The following is a 22,887-nucleotide window of genomic DNA, read 5'->3' on the forward strand; positions in this document are numbered from 1 at the left end:
GTTTTGCCATTTCCGGATAGTCTGTGGTGTAACATTGTATTGCTTGGCAAGATCCACCTGTTTACGATCACGTTGAGCCTTGATCTCAGCACGCAGCTTTGGTGTTGTACGGGCTTGTGGATGGATAACCATGGCGTTATGCTTCCTCCAGGTTTTGCGTGAGCCAGTCGTTCAATATCTGGCGGGTTCGGAACAAAGGATAGCTCCTTTTTGGAATATAATCACATGGTACCCGACATCATCGCCGATGCCGGTCATTCTGCAGCAGAACCCGCTACCCGGGCCGCGCTGGTGGAGGCCACGGACCGCTTTGCCGACCTGTTGTCATGATCGGTCTGCTGCAGCGCGTCACCCGGGCTTCCGTGGAAGTCGATGGTGAGATCATTGGGGAAATCGGCAGGGGGCTACTGGTGCTCATCGGCGTGCAGCGTGATGATAGTGAGCAGCGTGCGGACAGGTTGCTGGAACGCATGCTCGGCTATCGCGTATTTCCTGATGATGCCGGTAAAATGAACCGCAGCCTGCGAGATATCCGGGGCGGGCTGCTGCTGGTTCCCCAGTTCACGCTGCCTGCAGATACCCGCAAAGGCACGCGCCCGGGATTTTCCACCGCTGCTGCGCCGGAAGAAGGAAAACGGCTGTTTCAGCATTTTCTGCAGCAGGCGGAGCAATCTCATTCGCCCGTGGCGAGCGGGCGTTTTGGTGTCGACATGCAGGTGTCCCTGGTCAATGACGGTCCGGTGACTTTCTGGCTGGAAACCTGAAGCGTGGTGCCTGCTTTTTACAGATGTAGTCCTGCAGTAAAGACAGGGTGCTGCTCCAGCAGTGCCGTCCTGATCCCAAAATGCACTTATTTGGTTGAATTTGCGACGAAAGTGGTGCATAAATACCGCTATTGGTAACAAAAACCGGAAAATTTATGCGCTGGCTGAGTATGTTGTTGATTGGATTGCTGCCCGCCCTGGTGGCGGCAAAGACGCTGGAAGGCGTCGATCTGCCGGAGCAGGTGCCGGTAGAAGGCAGGAACCTGGTGCTCAACGGCGCCGGCATACGGGAGAAATTCTTCTTCGATATCTATGTGGCAGCGCTTTATCTGCCTGCCAGAATGTCAGATGCCGCCAGGATTCTGCAGACGGATCAGCCCTGGCGTGTGACCATGAATTTCCTGTATTCCGAGGTGGACAAGAAAAAGCTGGATGATGGCTGGGAGGAAGGTTTCGAGGAGAATGTTCCGTCAGCCGGCCTGACCGCTCTCAGGGAAAGGCTGGAGCAGTTCAAGGCCATGTTCCCCACGCTGCACAAGGGAGATGAAGCGGTGCTCACCTATCTGCCCGGAAAGGGTGTTTCCGTCACTATCAGGGGTGAACAGAAGGGGGTTGTCCCGGGAGCGGATTTCGCGCGTGCCCTGTTGAGCGTCTGGCTGGGAAAGGAGCCGGTCACGGGAAAACTGAAAAAAGGCATTGCTGGGAGGCCGCTGAGGCGGAAGATCAAGTGAAGAGCAGCCATACTGAACAGCGCAGTGAACTGAACGAGGTTGACCTGGACGCAGTTTCCCAGGAGTCTGCCCGCCAGGAGCTCGACGAATATCTCGAGTCCATCAAAGAGCGGGAGAAAGGCCTGAAAGCCATGGAATCGGCGCAGCAGGATCTGGAGGATCAGCTCGAAGATGCCAATACCGAAGTGGACCGTCTGCGTCGCGAACTGGACAAGGCACAGGTGGAAGCAGAGGAATCGGAATACCTGCGCCAGGAAACGGAAAACGCACGAAAGCAGCTGGAAAATACGCTCTACTCCATGCAGGAAGGGGTGGAGAACTCCAAGGTTACGGATTTGCGCGACGAACGCATGCATCGCCGGCAAGGTGTACTGGGGATCGATGCGGTAACGCGGGGTCCGTTCGTCAAAGGCATGTTCACCGGAGCGTTGCTCGGCGGCATGGCCATGTTGCTGGCACTGGAAATCTTTGCGCTGTTCAACGACAAGGGCGAACTCATTTCCCTGCTCCTGAACAGCGCCAGCGGCTGAGCCCAACCCTGCGCAGGCAGTTCCTTTCATGTCGAGCATACTGGCGGTGGGTATCGCCACCCTGGATATCGTCAATACCCTGGCGTCTTACCCCCGAGAAGACGAAGAAGTGCGTGCGCTGGCACAAAGCCGGGTGCGTGGCGGCAATGCCACAAACACCCTGGTGATCCTCAGTCAGCTGGGGCATCACTGCAGCTGGGCCGGGGTGTTGCCCCGGGAGCCGGATTCACAGGTGGTCCTGGATGATCTCGACAGGTACCGGGTGGATATCACTGCAGTGCAGCGTCCCGTATCCGGAAAACTCCCCACCTCCTATATTTCGCTCAGCGCGGAGACCGGCAGCCGCACCATCGTGCATTACCGGGATCTTCCCGAATATGATTTCGATGTTTTCGATGCGCTGGACCTCAGCCGCTATGACTGGCTGCATTTCGAGGGACGCAACATCGGGGAACTCGGCAGCATGCTGGAGAAAGCGCGTCAGGCAGGTGTTCCCTGTTCCCTCGAAGCGGAAAAGCCCCGGGAGGGCATAGAGAACCTGTTCGATCTGCCCGATGTGCTGCTGTTCTCCCGTGCCTACGTGCGCCAGAAAGGCTTTCAAGCGTGTCTTCGGCCTCGTGATAGATTTTGGGACATCCCAGTCCCCAAAATCGACTCGGCCTTTGACAACCTATTTGTGCCCCAGCCGTCCTGGTCACCAAGCACTACGCAACAACTTCGCAAGCTCGTTGCTGCTCCGTACTTGGCTCCCATATGACTGGACGCCGCGTTCGGAGGCCTACTTTGTTTTCCCTCTGGCGCAAGGCACGCCGGGAAAACAGTGCGGCCTCGCGGCTACTGGGGTCTACCAGCCTTCGCTTCGCTCTCCATGGCTGGCAGCGCAGGATGCCGGGAAATTTCTGGCTTCCCGAAACTGGCGTCAGCCTGTATTTCTCGCCTGGGGCGCCGCCGGTGCCTGGTGCAGGATACCCGGTGGCGAAATCATGCATGCGCCGGCACCAGAGGTTGCCGTGGCAGACAGCCTGGGGGCGGGTGACGTGTTCAATGCCGGCATCATCGATGCCCTGCTGCGAAAGTCTTCCCCCGAACAAAGCCTGCATCATGCGGTGCGCCTGGCCGCGGCCAAATGCACCCGGCCGGGGCTGGTGATATGAGCGCGCGGGCGATCTGCAAGTTGTCGGATCTGAAAGATAAAGATGCCAGGGGTTACCGCCTGGTTCTCGATGATGGTGGTGAGTTTTCTCTCATCGTCGTGCGTGAAGGAGACTTGGTTTTCGTCTACCGCAACCGCTGCCCCCATACGGGGATCAACCTGGAATGGCAGCCGGACCGGTTCTTCGACCTGGGTGGTGCCTTCCTGCAATGCGCCACTCATGGTGCGCTGTTCCGTCTCGAGGACGGCTACTGCGTGCGTGGCCCCTGTGCCGGGGACAGCCTGGAATCCGTCTCCGCCTGGGTTATCGAGGGCCAGGTGGTCGTGGACGCATGAGCCGCCTGGGGCCGAATTTTTTTCGCCGGGATGCCGTCACCGTTGCCCGGGATCTGCTGGGGAAGCGCCTGCTGCGCAGCTACCGCGGCGATACCCTGGCGGGGCTGATCATCGAGACCGAAGCCTACCTGGGTGAGGAAGACACCGCCTGTCACGCCTCGAAGGGCTGCACCGCCCGCACCCGGGTCATGTATGGCCTGGCCGGGCATTACTACGTCTATCTCATTTATGGCATGTATCACATGCTCAACATCGTTACCGGGGATGAAGGGCATCCGCAGGCCGTCCTCATACGCGCCCTGCGGCCCCTTCGGGGGCTGGAGCTCATGCGGGAACTACGTGGCGGCGTGACTGACAAACATCTCTGCAACGGCCCCGGCAAGCTGTGCCAGGCTCTGGCCATCGACAGGTCACTCAATGAAATGGCAGTGGATGGAGATCAGCTGTGGCTGGAAGATGGGCCGAAGGTGGATGAAAAAGCTGTTCTCGCCGGACCACGGGTAGGTATCGGCTACGCCAGCCTGAAAGACCGGGAAAGACCCTGGCGTTTTGTCTTGCAACCTACCCCCTGAACCGTAGGTTGGGCTTCAGCCCAACGGACGAAGGGTCGGATTGAAATCCGACCCACAAGAACTACAGGGGGTCGAACTTCCCCATGAGCTCTTCAGATCCAGTCCCTGGGCTTTAAAAATACCTCATACAGCACCCCCTCTGGTGTGCCCGGCTCCGGCTGCCAGTCATAGCGCCAGCTGACCAGCGGGGGCAGGGACATGAGAATGGATTCAGTGTGCCCGCCGGACTGCAGGCCGAACAGGGTGCCCCGGTCGTAGACCAGATTGAATTCCACGTAGCGGCCGCGGCGGTAGAGCTGGAAGTTCCTTTCTCTTTCACCAAAAGGCGTATCCTTGCGTTTTTCCACGATGGGCAGGTAGGCATCCAGGTAGCTGTCACCCACAGACTGCATGAATGCGAAGCTTCGTTCGAACCCCCACTGATTCAGGTCGTCGAAGAACAGGCCGCCGATACCCCGGGGTTCGTTGCGGTGTTTCAGGAAGAAGTATTCATCACACCATTGCTTGTAGCGGGGATAGATATCCGGGCCAAAGGGTTCGCAGGCGGCCTTTGCCGTGCGGTGCCAGTGAACAGCGTCTTCCTCGAAGCAGTAATAAGGGGTGAGATCATAGCCGCCGCCGAACCACCACACCGGATCCTCGCCGGGTTTTTCCGCGATGAAGAAGCGCACGTTGGCATGGGAGGTGGGCACGTAGGGATTGCGGGGATGGATGACGAGGGAGACGCCCAGGGCCTCGAAGCTGCGGCCGGCCAGTTCCGGACGGGCGGCCGTGGCAGAGCCGGGCAGCCGGCCGCCATGGACATGGGAGAAGTTCACGCCCGCCTTCTCGAAAACCCGGCCTTCCTCCAGTACACGGGAACGCCCGCCACCGCCGCCATCCCGTTCCCAGCTGTCCTGGATGAAGCCTTCGCCACCATCAGCCGTGCCCAGTTGATCACAGATGTGTTCCTGTAGCCGCAGCAGATAGTCTTTGACGGTCTGGATCCGGGGGCTGTCTTTGCTCATGGGCGTATCACCTTGCCGGTAAGGGCGTTTCTGATGCGTGTGGGTTGCTGCTCGGGACCGGTGCTTCCGTGGAGAATATCGTCCGTTCCCGGGCAGCGCAAGCGCACCTGGAGTGGGGTCTTTGCCGGCTGTTTGCCGCTCAGGTTGGCGCTGGTGGAAACGATGGCGCCACCGAAGGTCCTGCACAGCCCAGCCGCCACAGGGTGGGCGGTGACTCTCAGGGCGATGCTGTTTCGGCCACCGGTGAGCCAGCCGGGTGTGTTTTTTGACGTAGGCAGCAGCCAGGTGTGGGGGCCGGGCCAGCTTTCCATTGCGGTATCCAGCTTTTCCCGCGGCAGGTCACCCATATAGGGGATCAGCTGTTCGAAGCGCTCGGCGATGAGGATCAGCCCCTTGGACAGCGGGCGCTGCTTGAGGGTCAGCAGACGGTCTACCGCTTTTCGGTTCAGCGGGTCACAGCCCAAGCCGTAGATGGCCTCGGTGGGATAGGCGACGATGCCCCCCTGGCGCAGGCAATGCGCTGCCTGGCGCAGACGGAATGCGCTGCCCGCCACTGCTGTCAGCTTTCTTCGCCCTTGTCGGCTGATGCCGGCTCTTCATAGGGCTCGGCGAAGGAACAGTCGGGTTGGGGACAGACTTTTTCCGTGCCGCGGCGCTTGGTGGTCTTGATGGTGAGCACCGGCCAGCCACACTGGGGGCAGGGCTCGTTCACCGGCTCGTTCCAGATGGCATAGTCGCACTTGGGATAGGTGGAGCAGGAATAGAAGATCTTGCCCCGGCGCGACTTGCGCTGCATGAGGGTGCCCTTGTTGCACTTGGGACAGGGCACGCCGGTATCTTTCGGTTTTTCCAGGGGCTCGATATAGCGGCATTTGGGATAGCCGGAGCAGCCGATGAACTTGCCGTAGCGGCCGCGTTTGAAGATCAGAGGGGAGCCGCATTCCGGGCAGTCCCGGCCCACTTCCTGGGGCTGTTCCGCCTCGGCCTTGTCGGCGTTCAGATCCCGCGTGTAGTCGCACTCGGGGTAGTTGGTGCAGCCGATGAAGCGCCCGTGGCGGCCCAGGCGTATGGATAATGGGCTGTCGCACTTGGGACATTTCTCGTCCATCTTTTCCTGGGTGACGTCTGAGCGCTGCACGTTTTCCAGGGTGTGGTCGATGCGTTCCTTGAAGGGCTTCCAGAATTTTTCCAGCAGGGGAACCCATTCCTCCTCACCGCGGGCCACGGCATCCAGCTCGTCTTCGAGCTTGGCGGTGAAGTCGTAGTCCACGTACTGGGTGAAGTAGTTGGTGAGAAACTTGTTCACCACCCGGCCCACGTCCGTGGGATAGAAGCGCTTCTTCTCCAGCTCCACGTATTCGCGGTCCTGGAGAGTGGAGATGATGCTGGCATAGGTGGAGGGCCGGCCGATGCCATGCTCTTCCAGGGCTTTTACCAGGCTGGCCTCGCTGTAGCGTGGCGGCGGCTCGGTAAAGTGCTGTTCGGGACGGATGGCCAGCAGGTCCACCTGCTCGCCTTCCTTGAGGAGGGGCAGCATCTTCTCGTCGCTGTCCTTGGCCTTCTTGTCGTCCTGGCCTTCCTGGTACACGGCCATGAAGCCGGGGTTGACGATGGTGGAGCCGTTGGCGCGGAACAGGTTGCCTTCGCCGGCGGCCAGGTCCGCCGCCACGGTGTGCAGGGTGGCATGCACCATCTGGCTGGCCAGGGTGCGCTTCCAGATCAGGTCGTAGAGCCTGGCCTGTTCCTTGCTCAGGTACTTGGTGAGATCCTTCGGGTGATAAAGGATGGAAGTCGGGCGGATGGCCTCGTGGGCTTCCTGGGCGTTCTTGGACTTGGTCTTGAACACCCGGGGCTTGTCCGGCACCTGCTCCTTGCCGTACTTGTCGGCGATATAGCCGCGGATCTCGTCAACGGCCTCGTTGGCCAGGGTTACGGAGTCGGTACGCATGTAGGTGATCAGACCCACGGCGCCATTGCCGATGTCCACGCCTTCATACAGTTGCTGGGCCACGCGCATGGTGCGGTTGGTGGTGAAGCCCAGCTTGCGCGCCGCTTCCTGTTGCAGGGTGGAGGTGGTGAAGGGCGCTGCCGGGTTGCGCCGGCGCTGCTTCTTGGTGACCTTGACCACATCCAGCTTGCCGCCGGCCTTTTCCAGGAGGGTCTTTTCGACTTCCCGGGCCTGTTTTTCCTCGGTGATGGTGAACTGCTCCACCTTGTCGCCACCGTACTGGGCCAGCTTGGCCTTGAATTCGGCGCCTTCCTTCTTGAGGTCGGCTTCCACGGTCCAGTACTCGCGGCTCTTGAAGGCTTCGATCTCTTCCTCGCGCTCGACGATCATGCGCAGGGCGGGGCTTTGCACCCGTCCGGCGGACAGGCCGCGGCGGATCTTCTTCCACAGCAGGGGAGACAGGTTGAAACCTACCAGGTAGTCCAGGGCGCGCCGCGCCTGCTGGGCATTGACCAGATCCATGGACAGTTCCCGGGGATGGGCGATGGCGTCCTGCACGGCCTTCTTTGTGATCTCGTTGAACACCACCCGGTGCACGGGCTTGCCCTTGAGGTATTTGCGGTTCTTCAGCAGCTCATACAGATGCCAGGAGATGGCTTCACCTTCGCGGTCCGGGTCAGTCGCCAGGTACAGGGCGTCGGTGTTCTTGAGTTTGCTGGAGATGGCCTTGACGTGCTTGTCGTTGCGCTCGATGGGCTGGTACTTCATCTGGAAATCGTGCTCGGTATCCACAGCGCCTTCTTTGGGTACCAGGTCGCGTACGTGTCCGTAGGAGGCGAGTACCTCGAAGTCCTTGCCAAGATATTTCTTGATGGTCTTGGCCTTGGCCGGTGATTCAACGATTACCAGATTCATAATATTCCATAGTCAAACGCCCGCTGTTGCGGGCGTGGGCAATTTTAAGTGCCTGAGGCGGGGTGTTGTCAAGAATCAGTGCAGGACGTCCGGGTTGCCGTTGTAGATCAGCTCTTCCATCAGTGCAAAGGCACTTTCCTGTCCCGGCTGGTTGAGCAGCACCAGCAACACGATCCATTTTACATCGTCGGCTTCCAGGTCTGGCGTGTCCAGCGCCATGGCGCGTTCGATGACCAGTTCCCGGCTGACGGGGTCCAATAGGCCCGATTGTTCCAGGTAGAGCAACATGCCCCGGGTTTCCAGGTCGATGCGCTGCTGTTCCGAGGCGGTAAAGATGCGTGAGGACTGGCGAGTGCTGGAAGCGGCTTCCGTGATGGCGCCCTGCCGCCAGGCCAGCTCGTCCAGCCAGTCGAAGGCCTTGCGTATTTCCTCTATTTCGAAGCCGGCCTTGGACAGTTCCTCTTCCAGAAGGATCTGGTCCTGGGGCTGGCTTTCAGTGTCCATGTAGTTTTCGTAGATGAAAATGAGGACATCGATAAGATTTTCGTTCACGGATTCGTTTCCAGGTTGGCGGATGGAGGATATCAGCCTGTTGCATCTGATTTGATACGGACAAACAAGCCGCCCGATTCAGATGATACACGGCCTTCCATTTCCAGCAATAGTAACATGGAGGAGACCGCTTCGGGGGCCAGACCCGTTCTTTCCACCAGGGTATCCGTGGGCACGGGATCATATCCCATGGCATCAAGGAGTTGCCGGTGCTCACTATCCTCCGGGGGAGTGGATACGCCGGTATTTGTGTCGACAGGGGATGTGGGTTCAGCCAGAAACTGCTGCAGTTTCGGCGCCAGTTCCTCCAGCACGTCGGAAGCGGTTTCCACCAGTTTGGCGCCTTCGCGAATCAGGCGGTGACAGCCCCTGGCCAGCGGGTTGTGGATGGAGCCGGGGATGGCGAACACTTCGCGGTTGTGTTCGCCGGCCAGTCTGGCTGTGATCAGGGAGCCGCTCTTCAGTGCGGCCTCCACGACCAGCACGCCCAGGGAAAGGCCGCTGATGATGCGGTTGCGCCGGGGAAAATGCCCGCGTCTGGGGCTGGTGCCCGGGGGGAACTCGGAGATCAGAGCGCCGTTGTCCGCAATCTCGTGGGCCAGTTCTCTGTTGCTGGCGGGGTAAACCCGGTCCAGCCCGGTCGCCATGACAGCGAGGGTGGGGCCGCCGCCAGACAGGGCTCCGCGGTGACTGGCGGCGTCGATACCCAGGGCCAGGCCGCTGGTAACGGCAATGCCGCTGCGGGCAAAGTGGCGGGCGAATTCCCGGGCGGTCTGTTCACCACCCCGGCTGGGATTGCGGCTGCCCACCATGGCGATCTGCGGTGTATTCAGGCTGGAAAGCCGACCGAGAACGAACAGCCCCAAAGGCGCGTCCGCCAGGTCTGCCAGGGCTTCCGGGTAGCGGGGGGAGGTCAGCGGTATGAAATGGCAGTCCGGAGATTCCAGCCATTGCTGGTCCGTATCCACCTGTTCCCAGTCGGGATTTCGCAACAGGCTGCGCAGGCGCTCGCTGAGCTGTGGAGGGGGTTGCTGCAGCATTTCCCGTGGCGTCACGCCACCGCGCAGCAGGGGGTTGAGCGTTGCAGGACCAATGCCCGGCAGGCGTATCAACGCCAGCCAGGCACGCAGTTCCTGTTCGGAAAGGTCAGGGATTGACGATGCGGTCGTGGACATGCATGGCGCGTTTGGCATGCATGATGATGCCGAAGCTCACGCGGTCATAACTGCGGAATACCATCAGCAGGCCTGCTGCCTCATCGGGCAGGGTGACCGTTTCCCAGCGGGATTTTTTCTCCCAGCCATCCCCTTCTACTTCGTGGATGAGCAGCCGGTCGTCAATGTACTCGGCGACATCGGGGATCAGATTGCGTGCATTGCGCGCCACGTGATCGGGGATGGTCTCGCCGCGGTTGTTCACCTGCAGTACGGTGCCTGTATCGATACCGTCGTTGAGGCCGCGGTCCAGCACCACCAGATCGTACTGGCCGATCTGGGTGAAGCCGTTGAGCATGGCGATAATATTGCCTTTCACTTCCTGCTCGGGCTCGTGGGGGTAGAAATCCGTAGCCATGACTTCCGGTTCGGTGGGAATTACGCGATCGCCGACCAGTACTTCGGTCTTGGTGGCGTCGAGGAGCACGGTGGCAGGATCGCCAGTGCGTTGCAGGGTGCCGATGCCGGTGAGCAGGGCCTCGTAGCCCAGTACTTCGCCGGTGTCACCGTCCTTGTAGGCGGGGCCGGCGCGCAGGATATCGAATTTTTTATTGTCCCAGGTGGGAATGTCTCGCACATAGATGCGCTGGCCCGCGCCACCCGCCAGGTGCTCATCGGCAAAGGCGACCAGGTAGGGCTCGTGCTCCAGCTCGTTCTTGTCGACCACCAGCGGGCGGGTCAGGAAAGGTGCAATGGCGTCGATGGGTACAGCAGGGATGGCTCTGCCCAGTGGGTTGGAGCGGATGCCGGGTGACAGCTTGAGGGGGCCATAGCTGGCGACACGCAGACGGGGTTTGCCGTCGATATAGACCAGCTCCAGCTCATCGCCGGGGTAGATCAGATGGGGGTTCTTTATCTGGGGATTGACCTGCCAGATTTCCGGCCACAGCCAGGGCTTGCGCAGGAATCTCGCGGATATGTCCCAGAGGGTATCGCCTTTCTTGACCACATATCGATCAGGGTGTTTTGGATTGATGAGATCATCTGCTGCCAGAACGATACCGCTGATACCGGCAATCAGTAATGCGGTGAGAAAAAGACGGCTGATTCTTTTCATTGGGCTTCCCTTGTTTGGTTTGTTGCCTGAGGAGCTGTCGAGGCAGTCACGGGCAGGTTTGCCAGGTTCGTTGCACCCCGGTGCAGTTGTGCACGCGGGTATGCCAAAACCTCGATCACCTGTTCCGCCCTGATTCTCTGGAGCCCCCTTGATGCTAATGCGGCATTTTCGCCATTCTTCACGATAATCAATGCTATCGTCAAATACTTGCTTCATGTTTATGCCATAATAATCCATGGCATGCACATTCGGATCGAGACACATAAGCCACAGCGGCCTGCGTGTATCGTCGCGATCCTGATTTTCTCCCGAACCCAGGCGCGCGTGTTGTATACCAATCCTGAACACTGATCCCCGGATTGTCCTGGATGATCTTCAAATATAGAATGATTGGCAACAAATCTTCCACCTACTATAGAACTTATTTGTAATCATGGCGATACTGGATATTCTTAAATTTCCTGATGCGCGTCTCAGAAATAGCGCAAAACCGGTCGATAATGTGGATAAATCGGTGCAGAAGCTGGCAGACGACATGCTGGAGACCATGTATGAAGCACCGGGCATCGGTCTGGCCGCCACCCAGGTCGGCGTGTCCCGCCAGGTGGTTGTCATCGATATTTCCGAGGAGCGGGACGATCCTCTGGTGCTGATCAATCCCGAGATTCTTGAGGCGACCGGGGAAGAGGAAATGGAGGAAGGCTGTTTGTCCGTGCCAGGCTATTTCGACAAGGTCAAGCGTGCCGAAAAGGTCAGGCTGAAGGCGCTGGACCGGGAAGGCAACGAGTTTGTCCGTGATCTGGACGGCCTGCTGGCGGTATGTGTGCAGCATGAGATCGACCATTTGTATGGCAAGCTGTTCGTGGATTATCTCTCCAGGCTCAAGCGTGAGCGCATCCGCAAGAAGCTGGAAAAGGAAGCGCGGCTGGAAAGCGCTACGCCAAAGAAATCCGCCAAGAAAGTCATCTAGATGAGTAAATCCTTACGCATCGTATTTGCGGGGACACCGGGTTTTTCCGTGCCTCCGCTACAGGCGCTGCTCAAATCCGGTCATGATGTCGTGGCAGTATATACCCAGCCCGACCGGCCCTCGGGGCGGGGCCGCAAACTGCTGCCGGGGCCGGTCAAATCCCAGGCGCTGGATGCCGGCATCCCCGTGCATCAGCCCACCAGTCTGAAGGACGAAGCCGAAGTGCAGATTCTGCGCGAGCTGCAGCCGGATCTGATGGTGGTCGTTGCCTACGGTCTGCTCTTGCCGGAAAGCGTACTGCGTGTACCGCGTCTGGGCTGTGTGAATATTCACGCCTCGATCCTGCCGCGCTGGCGCGGAGCGGCGCCCATTCAGCGCGCCATACAGGCGGGTGACCCAGAGAGTGGTGTCAGCATCATGCGTATGGACAAGGGACTGGATACCGGACCCGTCTACCTCACCAGGATCATCCCCCTGGCTGCAGATGAAACCGGCGGCAGCCTGCATGACCGGCTGTCCCAGCTTGGTGCGCAAGCACTGATAGAGGCGCTGCCAGGCATTGCCGACGGTTCTCTGCAGCCAGTGGTGCAGGAAGAAGCAGAAGCGACTTACGCAGCCAAGCTGGAGAAGAAGGAGGCGCAGATCGACTGGAACCGGCCCGCGGAGGAAATCGAGCGCCAGGTGCGTGCCTTCAATCCCTGGCCTGTGGCTTTCACACCTTATGAGAATGCCAATCTGCGTATCTGGAATGCCCATGCCATCGACGGCATGACCGCCGAGCCCGGCACCGTCATGTCCGCCACCCGGGAGGGTGTGGACGTGTCCACGGGAAAAGGTCTGCTGCGCATCACCCGGTTGCAGATGCCTGGCAAGCGGGCCATGGACGCTCAGGATTTCATCAACTCCCAGCATATACAGGGGATGCTGCTTGGCTAAGCCCCCGACCGATCCGTATCGGCGCAAGTCCGGCAAGACAGGGTCAGGCAACAGCGGTGCGTTTCTCAGAAGCCGCGCTGCGCTGGTGCTGGCCAGCGTTTTCAACGGTCAGTTACTCACGGAAGCACTAAGCGAATACCAGCAACAGGTGGAAGAGCGTGACCGGGGGCTGCTGGCAGAGCTGGCCTATGGCGTCTGCCGGGATTACTTTTTGCTCCAGGCCGTAGTTTCCCGCCTGTTCAGACATTCCCCGAAACAGAAGGATCAGGATATCCGCGCCCTGGTGTTGTCCGGCCTGTATCAGTTGCTTTCCACCCGCATCCCGGCGCATGCCGCCATCGGGGAAAGTGCCGGTGCGGCGAAAGTGCTGAAGAAGAAATGGGCCGTGGCCCTGGTCAATGGCGTGCTGCGCCGCTTTCAGCGTGAACGGGAGCAGATACTCGAACAGGTCACCGCTGAGAATTCTTCCGAAGTGCGTTACAACCAGCCCACCTGGCTGGTGGATGCCCTGTTCCGGGCCTGGCGTGATCAGGCAGAGGATGTTCTTAAAGGCCTGCAGCAGCGTCCGCCCTTTATCCTGCGAGTGAACCTGCAGCGTTACAGTTTGTCCGAATACGTATCGCTGCTCACAGGCGAGGGCCTGTTGAGCAGACCGGTAGCGGGAGTGGCATCAGCACTGATGCTGGAAAAACCGGTGGCGGTATCACGGCTGCCGGGATTTGCCGAAGGTGCGGTTTCCGTTCAGGATGCCGGTGCGCAGATGGGGGCCTTTCTGCTCGATGCCCGGCCAGGTATGAAAGTGCTGGATGCCTGCGCCGCGCCCGGTGGAAAAACCGGCCACTTGCTGGAACACACGCCGGCGCTGGATCTGACCGCGATGGATGTGGATGAAAAACGGCTGCAGCGGGTGGAAGAAAACATGCAGCGCCTGGGCTTCAGTCCTGAACTGGTCGTGGGAGATGCTTCCGATCCTCAGGGCGTCTGGAGCGAGGGGGGGTATGATCGTATCCTGGTCGATGCGCCCTGTACGGCCACGGGGGTCATCCGGCGGCACCCCGACATCAAGTTGCTGCGCAGGCCGGCTGACGTGGATGCGCTGGTGCAGCGGCAGAAAGCCATCCTGGCAGCCCAGTGGTCTTTGCTCAGGCCAGGTGGCAGAATGCTGTATGCCACCTGTTCCCTGCTGCCGCAGGAAAACGATGAACAGATCAGTGGTTTTTTATTGAAACACGGTGATGCAAGGGCTGTTATGCTTGCATCCCGCAGGGGCATCCGCACCCTGCATGGCCTGCAGTTGTTGCCGGATACGCTGGAGACAGATGGTTTTTATTACGCATTGTTGGAAAAGCAGGAAGTTTGAGATGTCGCTGCGGGCCAGCCTGCTTGCGTTCTGCGTGCTGTTTCTGGGTACCGCACATGCTGCCAGCATTTCCTACCGGGCTGTGGCCATCGGCGAGGAAGACGGCTGGATCGTGCTGGATCTGCTGCAGAGCTACAAGCTCAGTGACACTATGGAAGAAGCGCTGCAGAATGGCGTTCCTCTGACTTTTGAAACCGAGGTGGTCATCGACCCTGAAGATGCCGCCTTCTGGCGCAGCGCACTGGCCAGGAAACTGATCCGCAGGCAATTGCGGTTTCACCCGCTGGCGGAAGAATACGAAGTGCGTGACGTGGAGACCGGGGCAACCCGGCGTTTCGCCACCCAGGATGCCGCCCTGCTGGCTCTGGGTGAACTCAAGGCGAAAAAGATCATTCCTGCCAGGGCGCTCCGCAAGGGCGTTTTCTATCTAGTAAAGATACAGACCATCCACGATATCGGTTCCCTGCCTTTGCCCCTGCGCCCGCGGGCCTATCTGTCGCCCAGCTGGCATCTGAGCAGCAAGGTATATGAATGGCGGCTGCAGCCCTGAAAAGCTGGCGCTCCGGAGCCTGGGCCGTTGCACTGCTCCTGCTGCTCCTGCTGCTCCTGTTGTTTGCGCTGCATTTTCTCAGCGGTGCGGTACTCAAATCCGAAGAACTGAGCCGCTGGTTCATCCCCTTGCTGGTGTTCATCGTCATCGGACTGGTGACCCTGTCCATCGTTGTGGCGGTGAACCTGGTGCGGCTGCTGCGCGACTACCGCCGCAACGAGGCCGGCGCCCGTTTCATGGCGCGTATGGTGGTGATGTTCGTGCTGCTGGGTATCGCTCCCGTCGGCATCGTTTACTACTACTCCCTGCAGTTTCTCATGCAGGGCATCGACAGCTGGTTCAATGTGCAGATCGATTCCGCCATGGCCGACGCCCTGGAGCTGAACCAGGCCACGCTGAACATGAACAAGCGCCTGCTGCTGCGCTACACGGAACAGATGCTGGAGAACATCGACGACAGCTCCCAGACTGCCCTGACCCTGACTTTGAGCGACCTTCGCACCCGTTCGGGAGCGACGGAAGTGGCCCTGGCCACGCCCCAGGGGGAGATACTGGCCTCCAGCCACGTAAACCCGGAAGTGCTGGTTCCCAGTACGCCTGACCCCCTGATCCTGCAACAGGTGGTGAGCGGCAAGAACTATGTGCAGTTCATGACCTACGGTGAATCGGGAGAGCTGTATATCCGCGCCCTGGTGGCCGACCTGTCCCGGGGGCTGGTGTTTCAGGCCGTTTTTCCCACTTCCGAACGCATCAGCGAGCTGAGTGAGAACGTGCAGAGCGCCTATGCCGCCTACCGGCAGCGGGCCTACCTGCGCGAATCCATCAAGTTCAGTTTTATCCTGGCCCTGTCGCTGGTGCTGCTGGTGAGTGTCTTTGCCGCTGCCTGGGCCGCCTTTTATACCTCCCGGCGCATGGTCGCGCCGATTCAGGCTATCGCCGAGGGTACGCGGGCCATCGCTGACGGTGAACTGGACGGCCAGATTCCGGTACCCCGCTATCACGATGAACTGGGTTTCCTGGTAGCTTCCTTCAACGCCATGACCCGGCGGCTCGCCCAGGCGCGGGACGTCGCTGAGCAGAGCAAGCGGGCGCTGGAATTTCAGCGGGAGTATCTGGAGGCAGTGCTGCACCACCTGTCCACCGGGGTGGTTGCCCTGGATGCCAAAGGCAACCTGCGTACCGCCAACCGTGCGGCGGAGCAGATTCTTGGCGCGGACGTGACACGCTACGAGGGACAGCCGTTCGCCAATCTAGCGCGGGACTATCCTGAACTGGAAGCCCTGGTCGGGATGGTCAGTAACGCTATCGATGCCGGAGAGCAGGACTGGCGCAGGGAACTCGTGCTCAACCGCGCGGAGGGACGGCAGTTCCTCATCTGCGGATACACCCGCCTGCAGGTGGTGAAGAGCAGCGAGATCGGCTGTGTGGTGGTATTCGACGATGTCACCACCCTGGTCAAGGCCCAGCGCGATGCTGCCTGGGGCGAAGTGGCGCGCCGCCTGGCCCACGAAATCAAGAACCCGCTCACACCCATACAGCTGTCTGCCGAGCGCCTGCGCCGCAAGTATCTGGACCATTTGCCGGAAGACGACCGCCGTGTGCTGGACACCGCTACCCGCACCATCGTGAATCAGGTGGAAGCCATGAAATCCATGGTGAATGCCTTTTCCGACTATGCCAAGCCGTCGCGCCTGGATGCCCAGCCTCTCCTGGCCGATGAATTTCTGTCGGAAGTGCTGGGCCTGTACGGCGGCAGCGTGAATTTTGAAGCAGGTGCTCCCGGCGTGATGATGGAAGTCGATCCGGTAAGATTTCGCCAGGTAGTGCATAATCTGGTCAAGAACGCTCAGGAAGCCACACAGACAGCTGAAAATCCGGAGATACGGATCAGCACCGGTGTCTATCAGCCCAGGGAACAGGAAATGTTGTTTCTGCAGATCCTGGTGGAGGATAATGGCGTAGGTTTCCAGGAAGCGGATACCGAGCAGTTGTTCGAACCTTATATCACCCGCAAGGAAAAAGGCACGGGTCTGGGGCTGGCGATTGTGAAGAAGATTGTAGAAGAACATGGCGGCAGCATCCGTGCGGAAAACCGCCCTGAGGGGGGCGCACGTTTCATCCTGCGTCTGCCCGCCAAACACGAAGGAGCAAGCGGGTTATGAGTTTACCTTTCATCCTGGTGGTGGATGACGAGCCGGATATCCGGGATTCGGTCAAGGATATCCTGGAAGACGAAGGCTATGGCGTCAGCCTGGCGGAAAACGGGGAGGCGGCCAGGGTCGCATTGCGTGAGCGGCGTCCGGATCTGATCCTGCTGGATATCTGGATGCCGGATATCGATGGCATCAGCCTGCTCAAGGAATGGTCGGAGGGCGAGGGTCTGCCCTGTCCGGTGATCATCATGTCAGGTCACGGCACGGTGGAAACCGCCGTGGAGGCCACCCGGCTCGGTGCCTATGATTTCCTTGAAAAGCCCCTGTCCCTGGCGAAGCTGCTGCTCACCGTGGAGCGCGCCCTGGAAACCGAAAGCCTGGTGCTCGAGAACGTGGGCTTGCGGCGTCATTTCCGGCCGGTCATGGAGCCCGTGGGTCACAGCCAGGTCATGCAGCGTCTGCGTGAGCAGGTCAAGCGCGTGGCCCAGCACGATACCTGGGTGCTGATCTCCGGCGAAGCCGGCAGTGGCCGCGAGACCTTCGCCCGTTACCTGCACGCCCAGAGCAGCCGCAAGGAGCGGCCTTTCGTCGATGTGAGCGTGGGCGCCACCGCCAAGGGCAACTTCGCGCTGGAGTTCTTCGGCAGCGAGCAGGACGGCAAGATTCACTATGGCCGGCTGGAGCAGGCCAATGGCGGCACTCTGTTTCTCGATGAGATTGCAGATATGGATCTGGAGTCCCAGGCCCAGCTTGCCGGCGCCTTCGAGACAGGTGAGTTTCTGCGCGTGGGCGGTTCCGATCCGGTGAAGGTGGACATCCGCGTCATCGCCGCTACACAGAAGGACCTGCAGGTTGAGGTGAATGCCGGGAATTTCCGGGAGGATCTTTTTTATCACCTGAACGTGGTGCCGCTGGAGATACCGCCCCTGCGCCAGCACCGTGAAGATGTGCCTGAACTGGTGAACTATTACGTGGATTATTTCGTTGCCAACGAAAAACTGCCTTACCGGCACTTCAGCGTGAGCGCGCAGAATCTGCTGCGCAATCACGAATGGCATGGCAACATCCTGGAGCTGCGCAACCTGGTGCAGCGGGTGCTGATACTGGGTGCCGGCGACGAGATTACCCTGGACGACGTGGAAACCGCCATGGGTGGGATGAAAAGCGAAAACGTGCAGACCAGCCTGCCCGGTATTTCCTTCGACCAGCCCCTGCGCAAGGCGCGGGAGGATTTCGAGCGGGTGTATCTCGAATACCAGCTGGACAAGCACGACGGCAATGTCAGCAAGATGGCGCAGGAAGTGGGTATGGAACGCACCCACCTGTACCGCAAGCTGCGTGGCGTCGGCATTGAAATAAAGGATCGCAGATGAAGATCATCATCCTGGGGGCCGGGCAGGTGGGCACCAGTGTGGCCATCAACCTCGCCAGCGAGGCCAATGACATCACCGTGGTGGATCAGGATGCAGGCCTGTTGCAGTCCCTGCAGGACAAACTGGATCTGCGCACCATCAGGGGCTATGCGGCACATCCCGATGTGCTGGCCCAGGCCGGCGCCGACGATGCGGAAATGATTATCGCCGTCACCAACAACGACGAAACCAACATGGTGGCCTGTCAGGTTGCCTGGACCCTGTTCCATACACCGCGAAAGATCGCCCGGGTGCGGGCGCCCCAGTACAACAAGTATCCATCCCTGTTCAGTCAGCGGGGTCTGCCCATCGATGTACTGATCAGTCCCGAACAGCTGGTGACCGAATACATCCAGCGCCTGCTGAAATATCCGGGCGCCCTGCAGGTGCTGGATTTTGCCGGCGGCCTGGTACAGCTGGTGGCGGTGCGTGCCTATGAAGGCGGCCCTCTGGTCGGGCAGGAGCTGCGCGAGCTCAACCAGCATTTGCACGGCGGTGAAGCGCGGGTGGCGGCCATCTACCGGGATGGCCAGGCGATCCAGCCCAAAGGCGACACCATCATCCAGGAAGACGATGAGGTCTTCTTCGTTGCCGCGGCAGAAAACATTCCCGCGGTGATGAAGGAACTGCGACGGGCGGAAAAACCTCATCGCAAGCTGATCTTCGCGGGCGGCGGCAATATCGGGCGGCGCCTGGCGGAGCGCCTGGAAAAAGACTACCGGGTAAAGATTATCGAACGGAATGCTGAACGGGCGGCGAGCGTGGCCGAGCAGCTGCGCCATACCATTGTGCTTCATGGTGATGCGGCGGACGAGGATCTGCTGCTGGAAGAAAACATCGAAGAGACCGACGTGTTCTGCGCCGTCACCAATGATGACGAGGCGAATATCCTGTCCTCCATGCTGGCCAAGCGTCTCGGTGCAAAGAATGTCATGGCCCTCATCAACCGGACGGCCTATGTCGATCTGGTCGAGGCGGGCAGCATCGACGTGGCCATCTCACCCCAGCAGGCAACTATTGGCACCCTGCTCACCCATGTGCGCAAGGGGGATGTGGTCATGGTGCATTCCCTGCGCCGTGGTGCAGCCGAAGCCATCGAGGCCGTTGCACATGGCGACCGTCACTCTTCCAAAGTGGTGGATCGGGCCATCGGCGCCATCAAGCTGCCCAAGGGCACCAGTATCGGCGCCATCGTGCGGGGAGAGGAGGTGATCATCGCCCACCACGACACCATCATCAAATCCGAAGACCATGTCATCCTGTTCCTGGTGGACAAGCGGCGCATCATCGACGTGGAAAAAATGTTTCAGGTGGGTATCACCTTTCTTTGATCGCCCGGGAGTGATGCACCATGCATCTGGTAGTGGTACAACGCATTCTGGGCCTGCTGCTGATGATTTTCAGCCTTACCATGCTGCCGCCCATACTGGTGTCTCTTGGATATGACGACGGCGCCCATCCTGCCTTTCTGACGGCTTTCGGCATCACCCTGACCCTTGGCGCCCTGAGCTGGCTGCCGGTGCGCCGCCAGCACCGTGAACTGCGCCTGCGTGACGGCTTCGTGGTGGTGGTCATGTTCTGGACGGTGCTTTCTGCCACCGGCGCTTTGCCTTTCGCGCTGGCCGAGCATCCCCGCCTGTCCATGACGGATGCATTCTTCGAATCCATTTCCGGTCTGACCACCACCGGCGCAACGGTGATCGTGGGGCTGGACGATCTGCCCCGTTCCATCCTTTACTACCGTCAGCAGCTCCAGTGGCTGGGGGGCATGGGTATCATTGTGCTGGCCGTTGCTGTACTGCCCATGCTGGGTATCGGCGGCATGCAGCTGTACCGGGCGGAAACACCCGGTCCCATGAAAGACTCCAAGCTCACACCGCGCATCACCGAAACGGCCAAGGCGCTGTGGTATATCTATCTGGGGCTGACCGTGGCCTGTGGCCTGGGCTACTGGCTGGCAGGCATGTCCCTGTTCGATGCCATCGGCCATGCTTTTTCCACCGTCGCCATCGGCGGTTTTTCCACCCACGATGCCAGTATGGGCTATTTCGACAGTACCGCCATCTATCTGGTGGGCGTGGTTTTCATGTTTCTGGCAGGTATCAATTTTGCCCTGCATTTTTCGGTGGTGCGGCAGAAGAACCTGCGGGTGTACTGGCAGGATTCGGAATTCCGCTTCTACCTGCTGCTCATGGTGCTGGTGGTGCTGGCGACCACGCTGGGGCTGCACTTCAACGCCACTCACGAAACCTTTCACGAAAACTTCGTGCATGGCCTTTTTCAGGCGGTGTCCATCGGCACTACGGCCGGCTTCACCACGGCCGAATGGCATAACTGGCCGGGTTTTGTGGCTATACTGCTGTTGTTTTCCAGTTTTGTCGGTGGTTGCGCCGGTTCGACAGGGGGTGGCATCAAGGTGATCCGCTTCCTGCTGCTCATCAAGCAGGGCATGCGTGAGATCACGCGCCTGGTGCATCCCAATGCGCAGATTCCGGTGCGGGTGGGCGACAAGACCATCCCGCCGCGGGTGGTGGAAGCCGTGTGGGGTTTCTTCGCCCTGTATGTGGCCAGCTTCACGGTCATGTATCTGCTGCTGGCGGCTACCGGCATCGACCTAATGACCGCCTTTTCCGCCGTGGCGGCGAGCATCAACAACCTGGGGCCCGGCCTTGGGAATGTGGGCGCGAACTATGCCAGTCTGCATGATCCGGCCAAGTGGATACTCTGCTTCGCCATGTTGCTGGGACGGCTGGAGATATTCACGCTGCTGGTGCTGCTCACGCCGGTGTTCTGGCGGCATTGAATCAAGTTGACAACAAGGCATTGCCTGTCCTGAACAAGAAGAAACAACCAACCTCCTGAAGAGGGGAGCCGGAGTGTGCGGCTTATGATGCCTGCCCCACTTTATATTGTGCTATGCTCGTTTGGGTTTACGCACTCTTTCAAGCATTAAGTTCAGACACTGGAGGGATTGCGAATTCAATGGCAGAACCAGCGGAAAAAGAAGTCAGTTACGAAGACCTGCTTCAGGTGCCAGACAACCTGGTGGCGGAAATCGTTGGCGGGCGACTCCATACCAGTCCCCGACCGGCGCCAAAGCACACCTGGGCCTCTTCATCTTTGGGAGACGAACTGGTCGGCCCCTATTTCAAAGGGCGCGGAGGGCCGGGCGGCTGGTGGATTCTGGATGAGCCGGAGCTTCATCTGGGGCCTGATGTCTTGGTGCCTGATCTGGCTGGCTGGCGCCGGGAACGGATGCCGGAATTGCCCGAAACGGCCTGGTTTGAACTGGTGCCTGACTGGATTTGCGAGATTCTGTCGCCTTCCACCCAACGCCTTGACCGGGCGGAAAAGATGCCCAGCTACGCCGAACACGGCGTGCAGTGGCTGTGGCTGATCGACCCCGAAATCCGCACTTTGGAGGCCTATGAGTTGCGCCAGGGACGTTGGACCTTGCTCACCGTGCTGGACGAGGACAAGCCAGTGTCGGTCGTCCCTTTCGACGCCACCGAATTTCCCCTCTCCGCACTTTGGTCCTGAACGTCCAAAAAGTTTAGATTTACTGCGATAGTGGCAGGGTTATGCCATGCGCGCTCAGCCAGTCCCGGTCCAGTTCCCATTGCACCCGCTTGATATCAGGGTTATTAAGGACAATGGCCTTGGCGCGTTTCTGGGTGCTGGCCAGCTTGTCCTGCAGCTCCCTGAACAGGGGAGAGGCCGGATCGGCATTGCCCAGGTTGGGAAAGATCTTGTCCAGCACCTGGGCCACGGGCACGGCGCTGGAGCGGGGGGTGCTCATCACGGCGATTCCATTGTCGACGCGCAGCACCCGAAAGGTATAGGGAAAACTGCCCACCTGTCCGTCGGCCTGCAACCTGTCGTTCAGTTCGGAAACCTGGGGCGGTTCATACAGGGCGAGAAACACCAGCCCCAGCACGATCGCTGCCAGCACGGCGGCATAAATCCTGGTTCCCCGGTCGAGTTCAGGCATCAGTCGCGGAAGTTCTTGAACTGCAGCGGCAGGCCGTAGTCCTTTTCCCTGAGCAGGGCGATGACTTTCTGCAGGTCGTCGCGTTTCTTGCCGGTGACGCGCACCTGGTCGCCCTGGATCTGGGTCTGAACCTTGAGTTTTGCCGCCTTGATCTCCTTGACGATCTTCTTCGCCACGTCGGATTCGATACCTTGCTGAATCAGTATCTGCTGGCGGGCGGCATTGAGGCTGGTTTGCGGATCTTTTACGTCCAGGGCTTTAACGTCCACACCCCGTTTGGCCAGTTTTTCCCGCAGGATATCCAGCATCTGCTGGAGCTGGAATTCCTGTTCGGCCTTGAGATTTACCTCGCTTTCCTTGTGTTCAAAGCTGGCATCCACGCCCTTGAAGTCGAATCGGGTCTCGATTACCCGGTTGGCCTGATCCACGGCGTTGCGCACTTCCTGCAGGTCTACTTCGGATACGATGTCGAAAGAGGGCATTTTCTGTGAGACTCCATGTGTTTGCAGAGACTGATAATTATTGCATATTTCGTGAAGTACCCGATGGTGAATTGCCGTCCTTTCTTTTCCTGAAAAAAATTGTGCATCGTCATTGGTTTTTTCCTATATTTTTATTAGAAGGTGAGATGAAAAACAGCTGATATTTCTCTTTTTCATGATTGGTTTCGATACATGAGGTGTCGTATGAAGAATGCAATCAGCACGAAATGGAAAAAGTGCAGGCGAGGCAGCCT

24 protein-coding genes are annotated in these 22,887 nt (G+C 59.5%); 16 read left to right on the plus strand and 8 right to left on the minus strand.

What is annotated here, in order from left to right; all coding sequences use genetic code 11:
* Positions 1-326: 326 nt before the first annotated feature.
* From dtd to ACOCD2_RS01890, 7 genes are all read left to right on the plus strand, one after another.
* Complete coding sequence (gene dtd, locus ACOCD2_RS01860; protein ID WP_293649649.1) at positions 327-764, plus strand: D-aminoacyl-tRNA deacylase; 438 nt, start codon at positions 327-329, stop codon at positions 762-764.
* A 155-nt stretch (positions 765-919) separates the two neighbouring features.
* Positions 920-1,495 (plus strand): chalcone isomerase family protein, encoded by a 576-nt coding sequence (locus tag ACOCD2_RS01865; RefSeq protein WP_293649647.1) that lies wholly within the window; start codon positions 920-922, stop codon positions 1,493-1,495.
* Positions 1,492-2,025: a hypothetical protein gene (locus ACOCD2_RS01870; protein ID WP_293649645.1), complete on the plus strand. Its 534-nt coding sequence runs from the start codon at positions 1,492-1,494 to the stop codon at positions 2,023-2,025. Before ACOCD2_RS01865 ends, ACOCD2_RS01870 begins: the two co-directional genes overlap by 4 nt.
* A gap of 28 nt (positions 2,026-2,053) precedes the next feature.
* Positions 2,054-2,782, plus strand: coding sequence for a PfkB family carbohydrate kinase (locus ACOCD2_RS01875; RefSeq protein ID WP_296773840.1), 729 nt, complete (start codon positions 2,054-2,056; stop codon positions 2,780-2,782).
* On the plus strand, positions 2,754-3,179 hold the full coding sequence (locus ACOCD2_RS01880) for a PfkB family carbohydrate kinase (protein WP_295367890.1): 426 nt from the start codon (positions 2,754-2,756) through the stop codon (positions 3,177-3,179). Before ACOCD2_RS01875 ends, ACOCD2_RS01880 begins: the two co-directional genes overlap by 29 nt.
* A 20-nt stretch (positions 3,180-3,199) precedes the next feature.
* The gene (locus tag ACOCD2_RS01885) at positions 3,200-3,514 is read left to right on the plus strand and encodes a Rieske (2Fe-2S) protein (RefSeq protein WP_305800883.1); all 315 of its coding nucleotides are present in this window, start codon (positions 3,200-3,202) and stop codon (positions 3,512-3,514) included.
* Positions 3,511-4,086, plus strand: a complete 576-nt coding sequence (locus tag ACOCD2_RS01890; RefSeq protein WP_293644111.1) for a DNA-3-methyladenine glycosylase — start codon at positions 3,511-3,513, stop codon at positions 4,084-4,086. Before ACOCD2_RS01885 ends, ACOCD2_RS01890 begins: the two co-directional genes overlap by 4 nt.
* Before the next feature lie 92 nt (positions 4,087-4,178).
* On the opposite strand, the gene hemF is transcribed toward ACOCD2_RS01890, so the two are convergent.
* From hemF to ACOCD2_RS01920, 6 genes are all read right to left on the minus strand, one after another.
* A complete protein-coding gene (gene hemF, locus ACOCD2_RS01895) occupies positions 4,179-5,093 on the minus strand; it encodes an oxygen-dependent coproporphyrinogen oxidase (RefSeq protein WP_293644109.1) in 915 nt (304 codons plus the stop codon).
* The gene (locus ACOCD2_RS01900; RefSeq protein WP_293644107.1) at positions 5,090-5,647 is read right to left on the minus strand and encodes an L-threonylcarbamoyladenylate synthase; all 558 of its coding nucleotides are present in this window, start codon (positions 5,645-5,647) and stop codon (positions 5,090-5,092) included. Before ACOCD2_RS01900 ends, hemF begins: the two co-directional genes overlap by 4 nt.
* Before the next feature lie 5 nt (positions 5,648-5,652).
* Positions 5,653-7,956, minus strand: a complete 2,304-nt coding sequence (gene topA / locus ACOCD2_RS01905; protein ID WP_293644105.1) for a type I DNA topoisomerase — start codon at positions 7,954-7,956, stop codon at positions 5,653-5,655.
* A gap of 75 nt (positions 7,957-8,031) precedes the next feature.
* The gene (locus tag ACOCD2_RS01910) at positions 8,032-8,508 is read right to left on the minus strand and encodes a DUF494 family protein (protein WP_293644103.1); all 477 of its coding nucleotides are present in this window, start codon (positions 8,506-8,508) and stop codon (positions 8,032-8,034) included.
* A gap of 32 nt (positions 8,509-8,540) precedes the next feature.
* Positions 8,541-9,683: a DNA-processing protein DprA gene (gene dprA / locus ACOCD2_RS01915; RefSeq protein WP_293644101.1), complete on the minus strand. Its 1,143-nt coding sequence runs from the start codon at positions 9,681-9,683 to the stop codon at positions 8,541-8,543.
* The gene (locus ACOCD2_RS01920) at positions 9,655-10,779 is read right to left on the minus strand and encodes a LysM peptidoglycan-binding domain-containing protein (protein WP_293644099.1); all 1,125 of its coding nucleotides are present in this window, start codon (positions 10,777-10,779) and stop codon (positions 9,655-9,657) included. The genes dprA and ACOCD2_RS01920 overlap by 29 nt, the downstream gene beginning before the upstream one ends.
* 433 nt (positions 10,780-11,212) lie before the next feature.
* Between ACOCD2_RS01920 and def the strand changes: the two genes are divergently transcribed.
* The 9 genes from def to ACOCD2_RS01965 all read left to right on the plus strand — a co-directional run bounded on the left by def (position 11,213) and on the right by ACOCD2_RS01965 (position 21,700).
* Complete coding sequence (def, locus tag ACOCD2_RS01925) at positions 11,213-11,749, plus strand: peptide deformylase (protein WP_293644097.1); 537 nt, start codon at positions 11,213-11,215, stop codon at positions 11,747-11,749.
* Positions 11,750-12,685, plus strand: a complete 936-nt coding sequence (gene fmt, locus ACOCD2_RS01930; protein ID WP_293644095.1) for a methionyl-tRNA formyltransferase — start codon at positions 11,750-11,752, stop codon at positions 12,683-12,685.
* Positions 12,678-14,045 carry a 16S rRNA (cytosine(967)-C(5))-methyltransferase RsmB gene (gene rsmB, locus ACOCD2_RS01935; protein ID WP_293644093.1) on the plus strand — a complete coding sequence of 456 codons (1,368 nt, stop codon included), beginning with the start codon at positions 12,678-12,680 and terminating at the stop codon, positions 14,043-14,045. Before fmt ends, rsmB begins: the two co-directional genes overlap by 8 nt.
* A 1-nt stretch (position 14,046) precedes the next feature.
* The gene (locus ACOCD2_RS01940) at positions 14,047-14,595 is read left to right on the plus strand and encodes a DUF4390 domain-containing protein (RefSeq protein WP_293644091.1); all 549 of its coding nucleotides are present in this window, start codon (positions 14,047-14,049) and stop codon (positions 14,593-14,595) included.
* Positions 14,577-16,757 carry a sensor histidine kinase gene (locus ACOCD2_RS01945; protein ID WP_293644089.1) on the plus strand — a complete coding sequence of 727 codons (2,181 nt, stop codon included), beginning with the start codon at positions 14,577-14,579 and terminating at the stop codon, positions 16,755-16,757. The genes ACOCD2_RS01940 and ACOCD2_RS01945 overlap by 19 nt, the downstream gene beginning before the upstream one ends.
* Positions 16,754-18,121, plus strand: coding sequence for a sigma-54-dependent transcriptional regulator (locus ACOCD2_RS01950; RefSeq protein ID WP_293644087.1), 1,368 nt, complete (start codon positions 16,754-16,756; stop codon positions 18,119-18,121). Before ACOCD2_RS01945 ends, ACOCD2_RS01950 begins: the two co-directional genes overlap by 4 nt.
* Complete coding sequence (gene trkA / locus ACOCD2_RS01955; RefSeq protein ID WP_293644085.1) at positions 18,118-19,491, plus strand: Trk system potassium transporter TrkA; 1,374 nt, start codon at positions 18,118-18,120, stop codon at positions 19,489-19,491. The genes ACOCD2_RS01950 and trkA overlap by 4 nt, the downstream gene beginning before the upstream one ends.
* A gap of 20 nt (positions 19,492-19,511) precedes the next feature.
* Positions 19,512-20,963 (plus strand): TrkH family potassium uptake protein, encoded by a 1,452-nt coding sequence (locus tag ACOCD2_RS01960; protein ID WP_293644083.1) that lies wholly within the window; start codon positions 19,512-19,514, stop codon positions 20,961-20,963.
* Between the two features lie 179 nt (positions 20,964-21,142).
* Positions 21,143-21,700 carry a Uma2 family endonuclease gene (locus ACOCD2_RS01965; protein ID WP_293644081.1) on the plus strand — a complete coding sequence of 186 codons (558 nt, stop codon included), beginning with the start codon at positions 21,143-21,145 and terminating at the stop codon, positions 21,698-21,700.
* 19 nt (positions 21,701-21,719) lie between these two features.
* Here the strand turns inward: ACOCD2_RS01965 and ACOCD2_RS01970 are convergent, their stop codons facing one another.
* Entirely contained in the window at positions 21,720-22,151 is a 432-nt protein-coding gene (locus ACOCD2_RS01970; RefSeq protein ID WP_293644079.1) for a glutamate-ammonia-ligase adenylyltransferase, read from the minus strand.
* The gene (locus ACOCD2_RS01975; RefSeq protein ID WP_293644077.1) at positions 22,151-22,633 is read right to left on the minus strand and encodes a YajQ family cyclic di-GMP-binding protein; all 483 of its coding nucleotides are present in this window, start codon (positions 22,631-22,633) and stop codon (positions 22,151-22,153) included. The genes ACOCD2_RS01970 and ACOCD2_RS01975 overlap by 1 nt, the downstream gene beginning before the upstream one ends.
* Positions 22,634-22,887 lie beyond the last annotated feature (254 nt).

This window comes from Thiolapillus sp., assembly GCF_048562965.1.
In the GTDB taxonomy this organism is placed as follows: Bacteria; Pseudomonadota; Gammaproteobacteria; order Chromatiales; family Chromatiaceae; genus Thiolapillus; species Thiolapillus brandeum_A.

Bases quoted from the DNA above. Each gene is read 5' to 3' on its own strand.
- def (WP_293644097.1), top strand. From the start codon at position 11,213: ATGGCGATACTGGATATTCTTAAATTTCCTGATGCGCGTCTCAGAAAT.
- dprA (WP_293644101.1), bottom strand. From the start codon at position 9,683: ATGTCCACGACCGCATCGTCAATCCCTGACCTTTCCGAACAGGAACTG.
- trkA (WP_293644085.1), top strand. From the start codon at position 18,118: ATGAAGATCATCATCCTGGGGGCCGGGCAGGTGGGCACCAGTGTGGCC.
- ACOCD2_RS01950 (WP_293644087.1), top strand. From the start codon at position 16,754: ATGAGTTTACCTTTCATCCTGGTGGTGGATGACGAGCCGGATATCCGG.
- ACOCD2_RS01875 (WP_296773840.1), top strand. From the start codon at position 2,054: ATGTCGAGCATACTGGCGGTGGGTATCGCCACCCTGGATATCGTCAAT.
- ACOCD2_RS01940 (WP_293644091.1), top strand. From the start codon at position 14,047: ATGTCGCTGCGGGCCAGCCTGCTTGCGTTCTGCGTGCTGTTTCTGGGT.
- ACOCD2_RS01975 (WP_293644077.1), bottom strand. From the start codon at position 22,633: ATGCCCTCTTTCGACATCGTATCCGAAGTAGACCTGCAGGAAGTGCGC.
- ACOCD2_RS01920 (WP_293644099.1), bottom strand. From the start codon at position 10,779: ATGAAAAGAATCAGCCGTCTTTTTCTCACCGCATTACTGATTGCCGGT.
- topA (WP_293644105.1), bottom strand. From the start codon at position 7,956: ATGAATCTGGTAATCGTTGAATCACCGGCCAAGGCCAAGACCATCAAG.
- ACOCD2_RS01970 (WP_293644079.1), bottom strand. From the start codon at position 22,151: ATGCCTGAACTCGACCGGGGAACCAGGATTTATGCCGCCGTGCTGGCA.
- ACOCD2_RS01890 (WP_293644111.1), top strand. From the start codon at position 3,511: ATGAGCCGCCTGGGGCCGAATTTTTTTCGCCGGGATGCCGTCACCGTT.
- ACOCD2_RS01960 (WP_293644083.1), top strand. From the start codon at position 19,512: ATGCATCTGGTAGTGGTACAACGCATTCTGGGCCTGCTGCTGATGATT.
- hemF (WP_293644109.1), bottom strand. From the start codon at position 5,093: ATGAGCAAAGACAGCCCCCGGATCCAGACCGTCAAAGACTATCTGCTG.
- ACOCD2_RS01865 (WP_293649647.1), top strand. From the start codon at position 920: ATGCGCTGGCTGAGTATGTTGTTGATTGGATTGCTGCCCGCCCTGGTG.
- dtd (WP_293649649.1), top strand. From the start codon at position 327: ATGATCGGTCTGCTGCAGCGCGTCACCCGGGCTTCCGTGGAAGTCGAT.
- ACOCD2_RS01965 (WP_293644081.1), top strand. From the start codon at position 21,143: ATGGCAGAACCAGCGGAAAAAGAAGTCAGTTACGAAGACCTGCTTCAG.
- fmt (WP_293644095.1), top strand. From the start codon at position 11,750: ATGAGTAAATCCTTACGCATCGTATTTGCGGGGACACCGGGTTTTTCC.
- ACOCD2_RS01945 (WP_293644089.1), top strand. From the start codon at position 14,577: ATGGCGGCTGCAGCCCTGAAAAGCTGGCGCTCCGGAGCCTGGGCCGTT.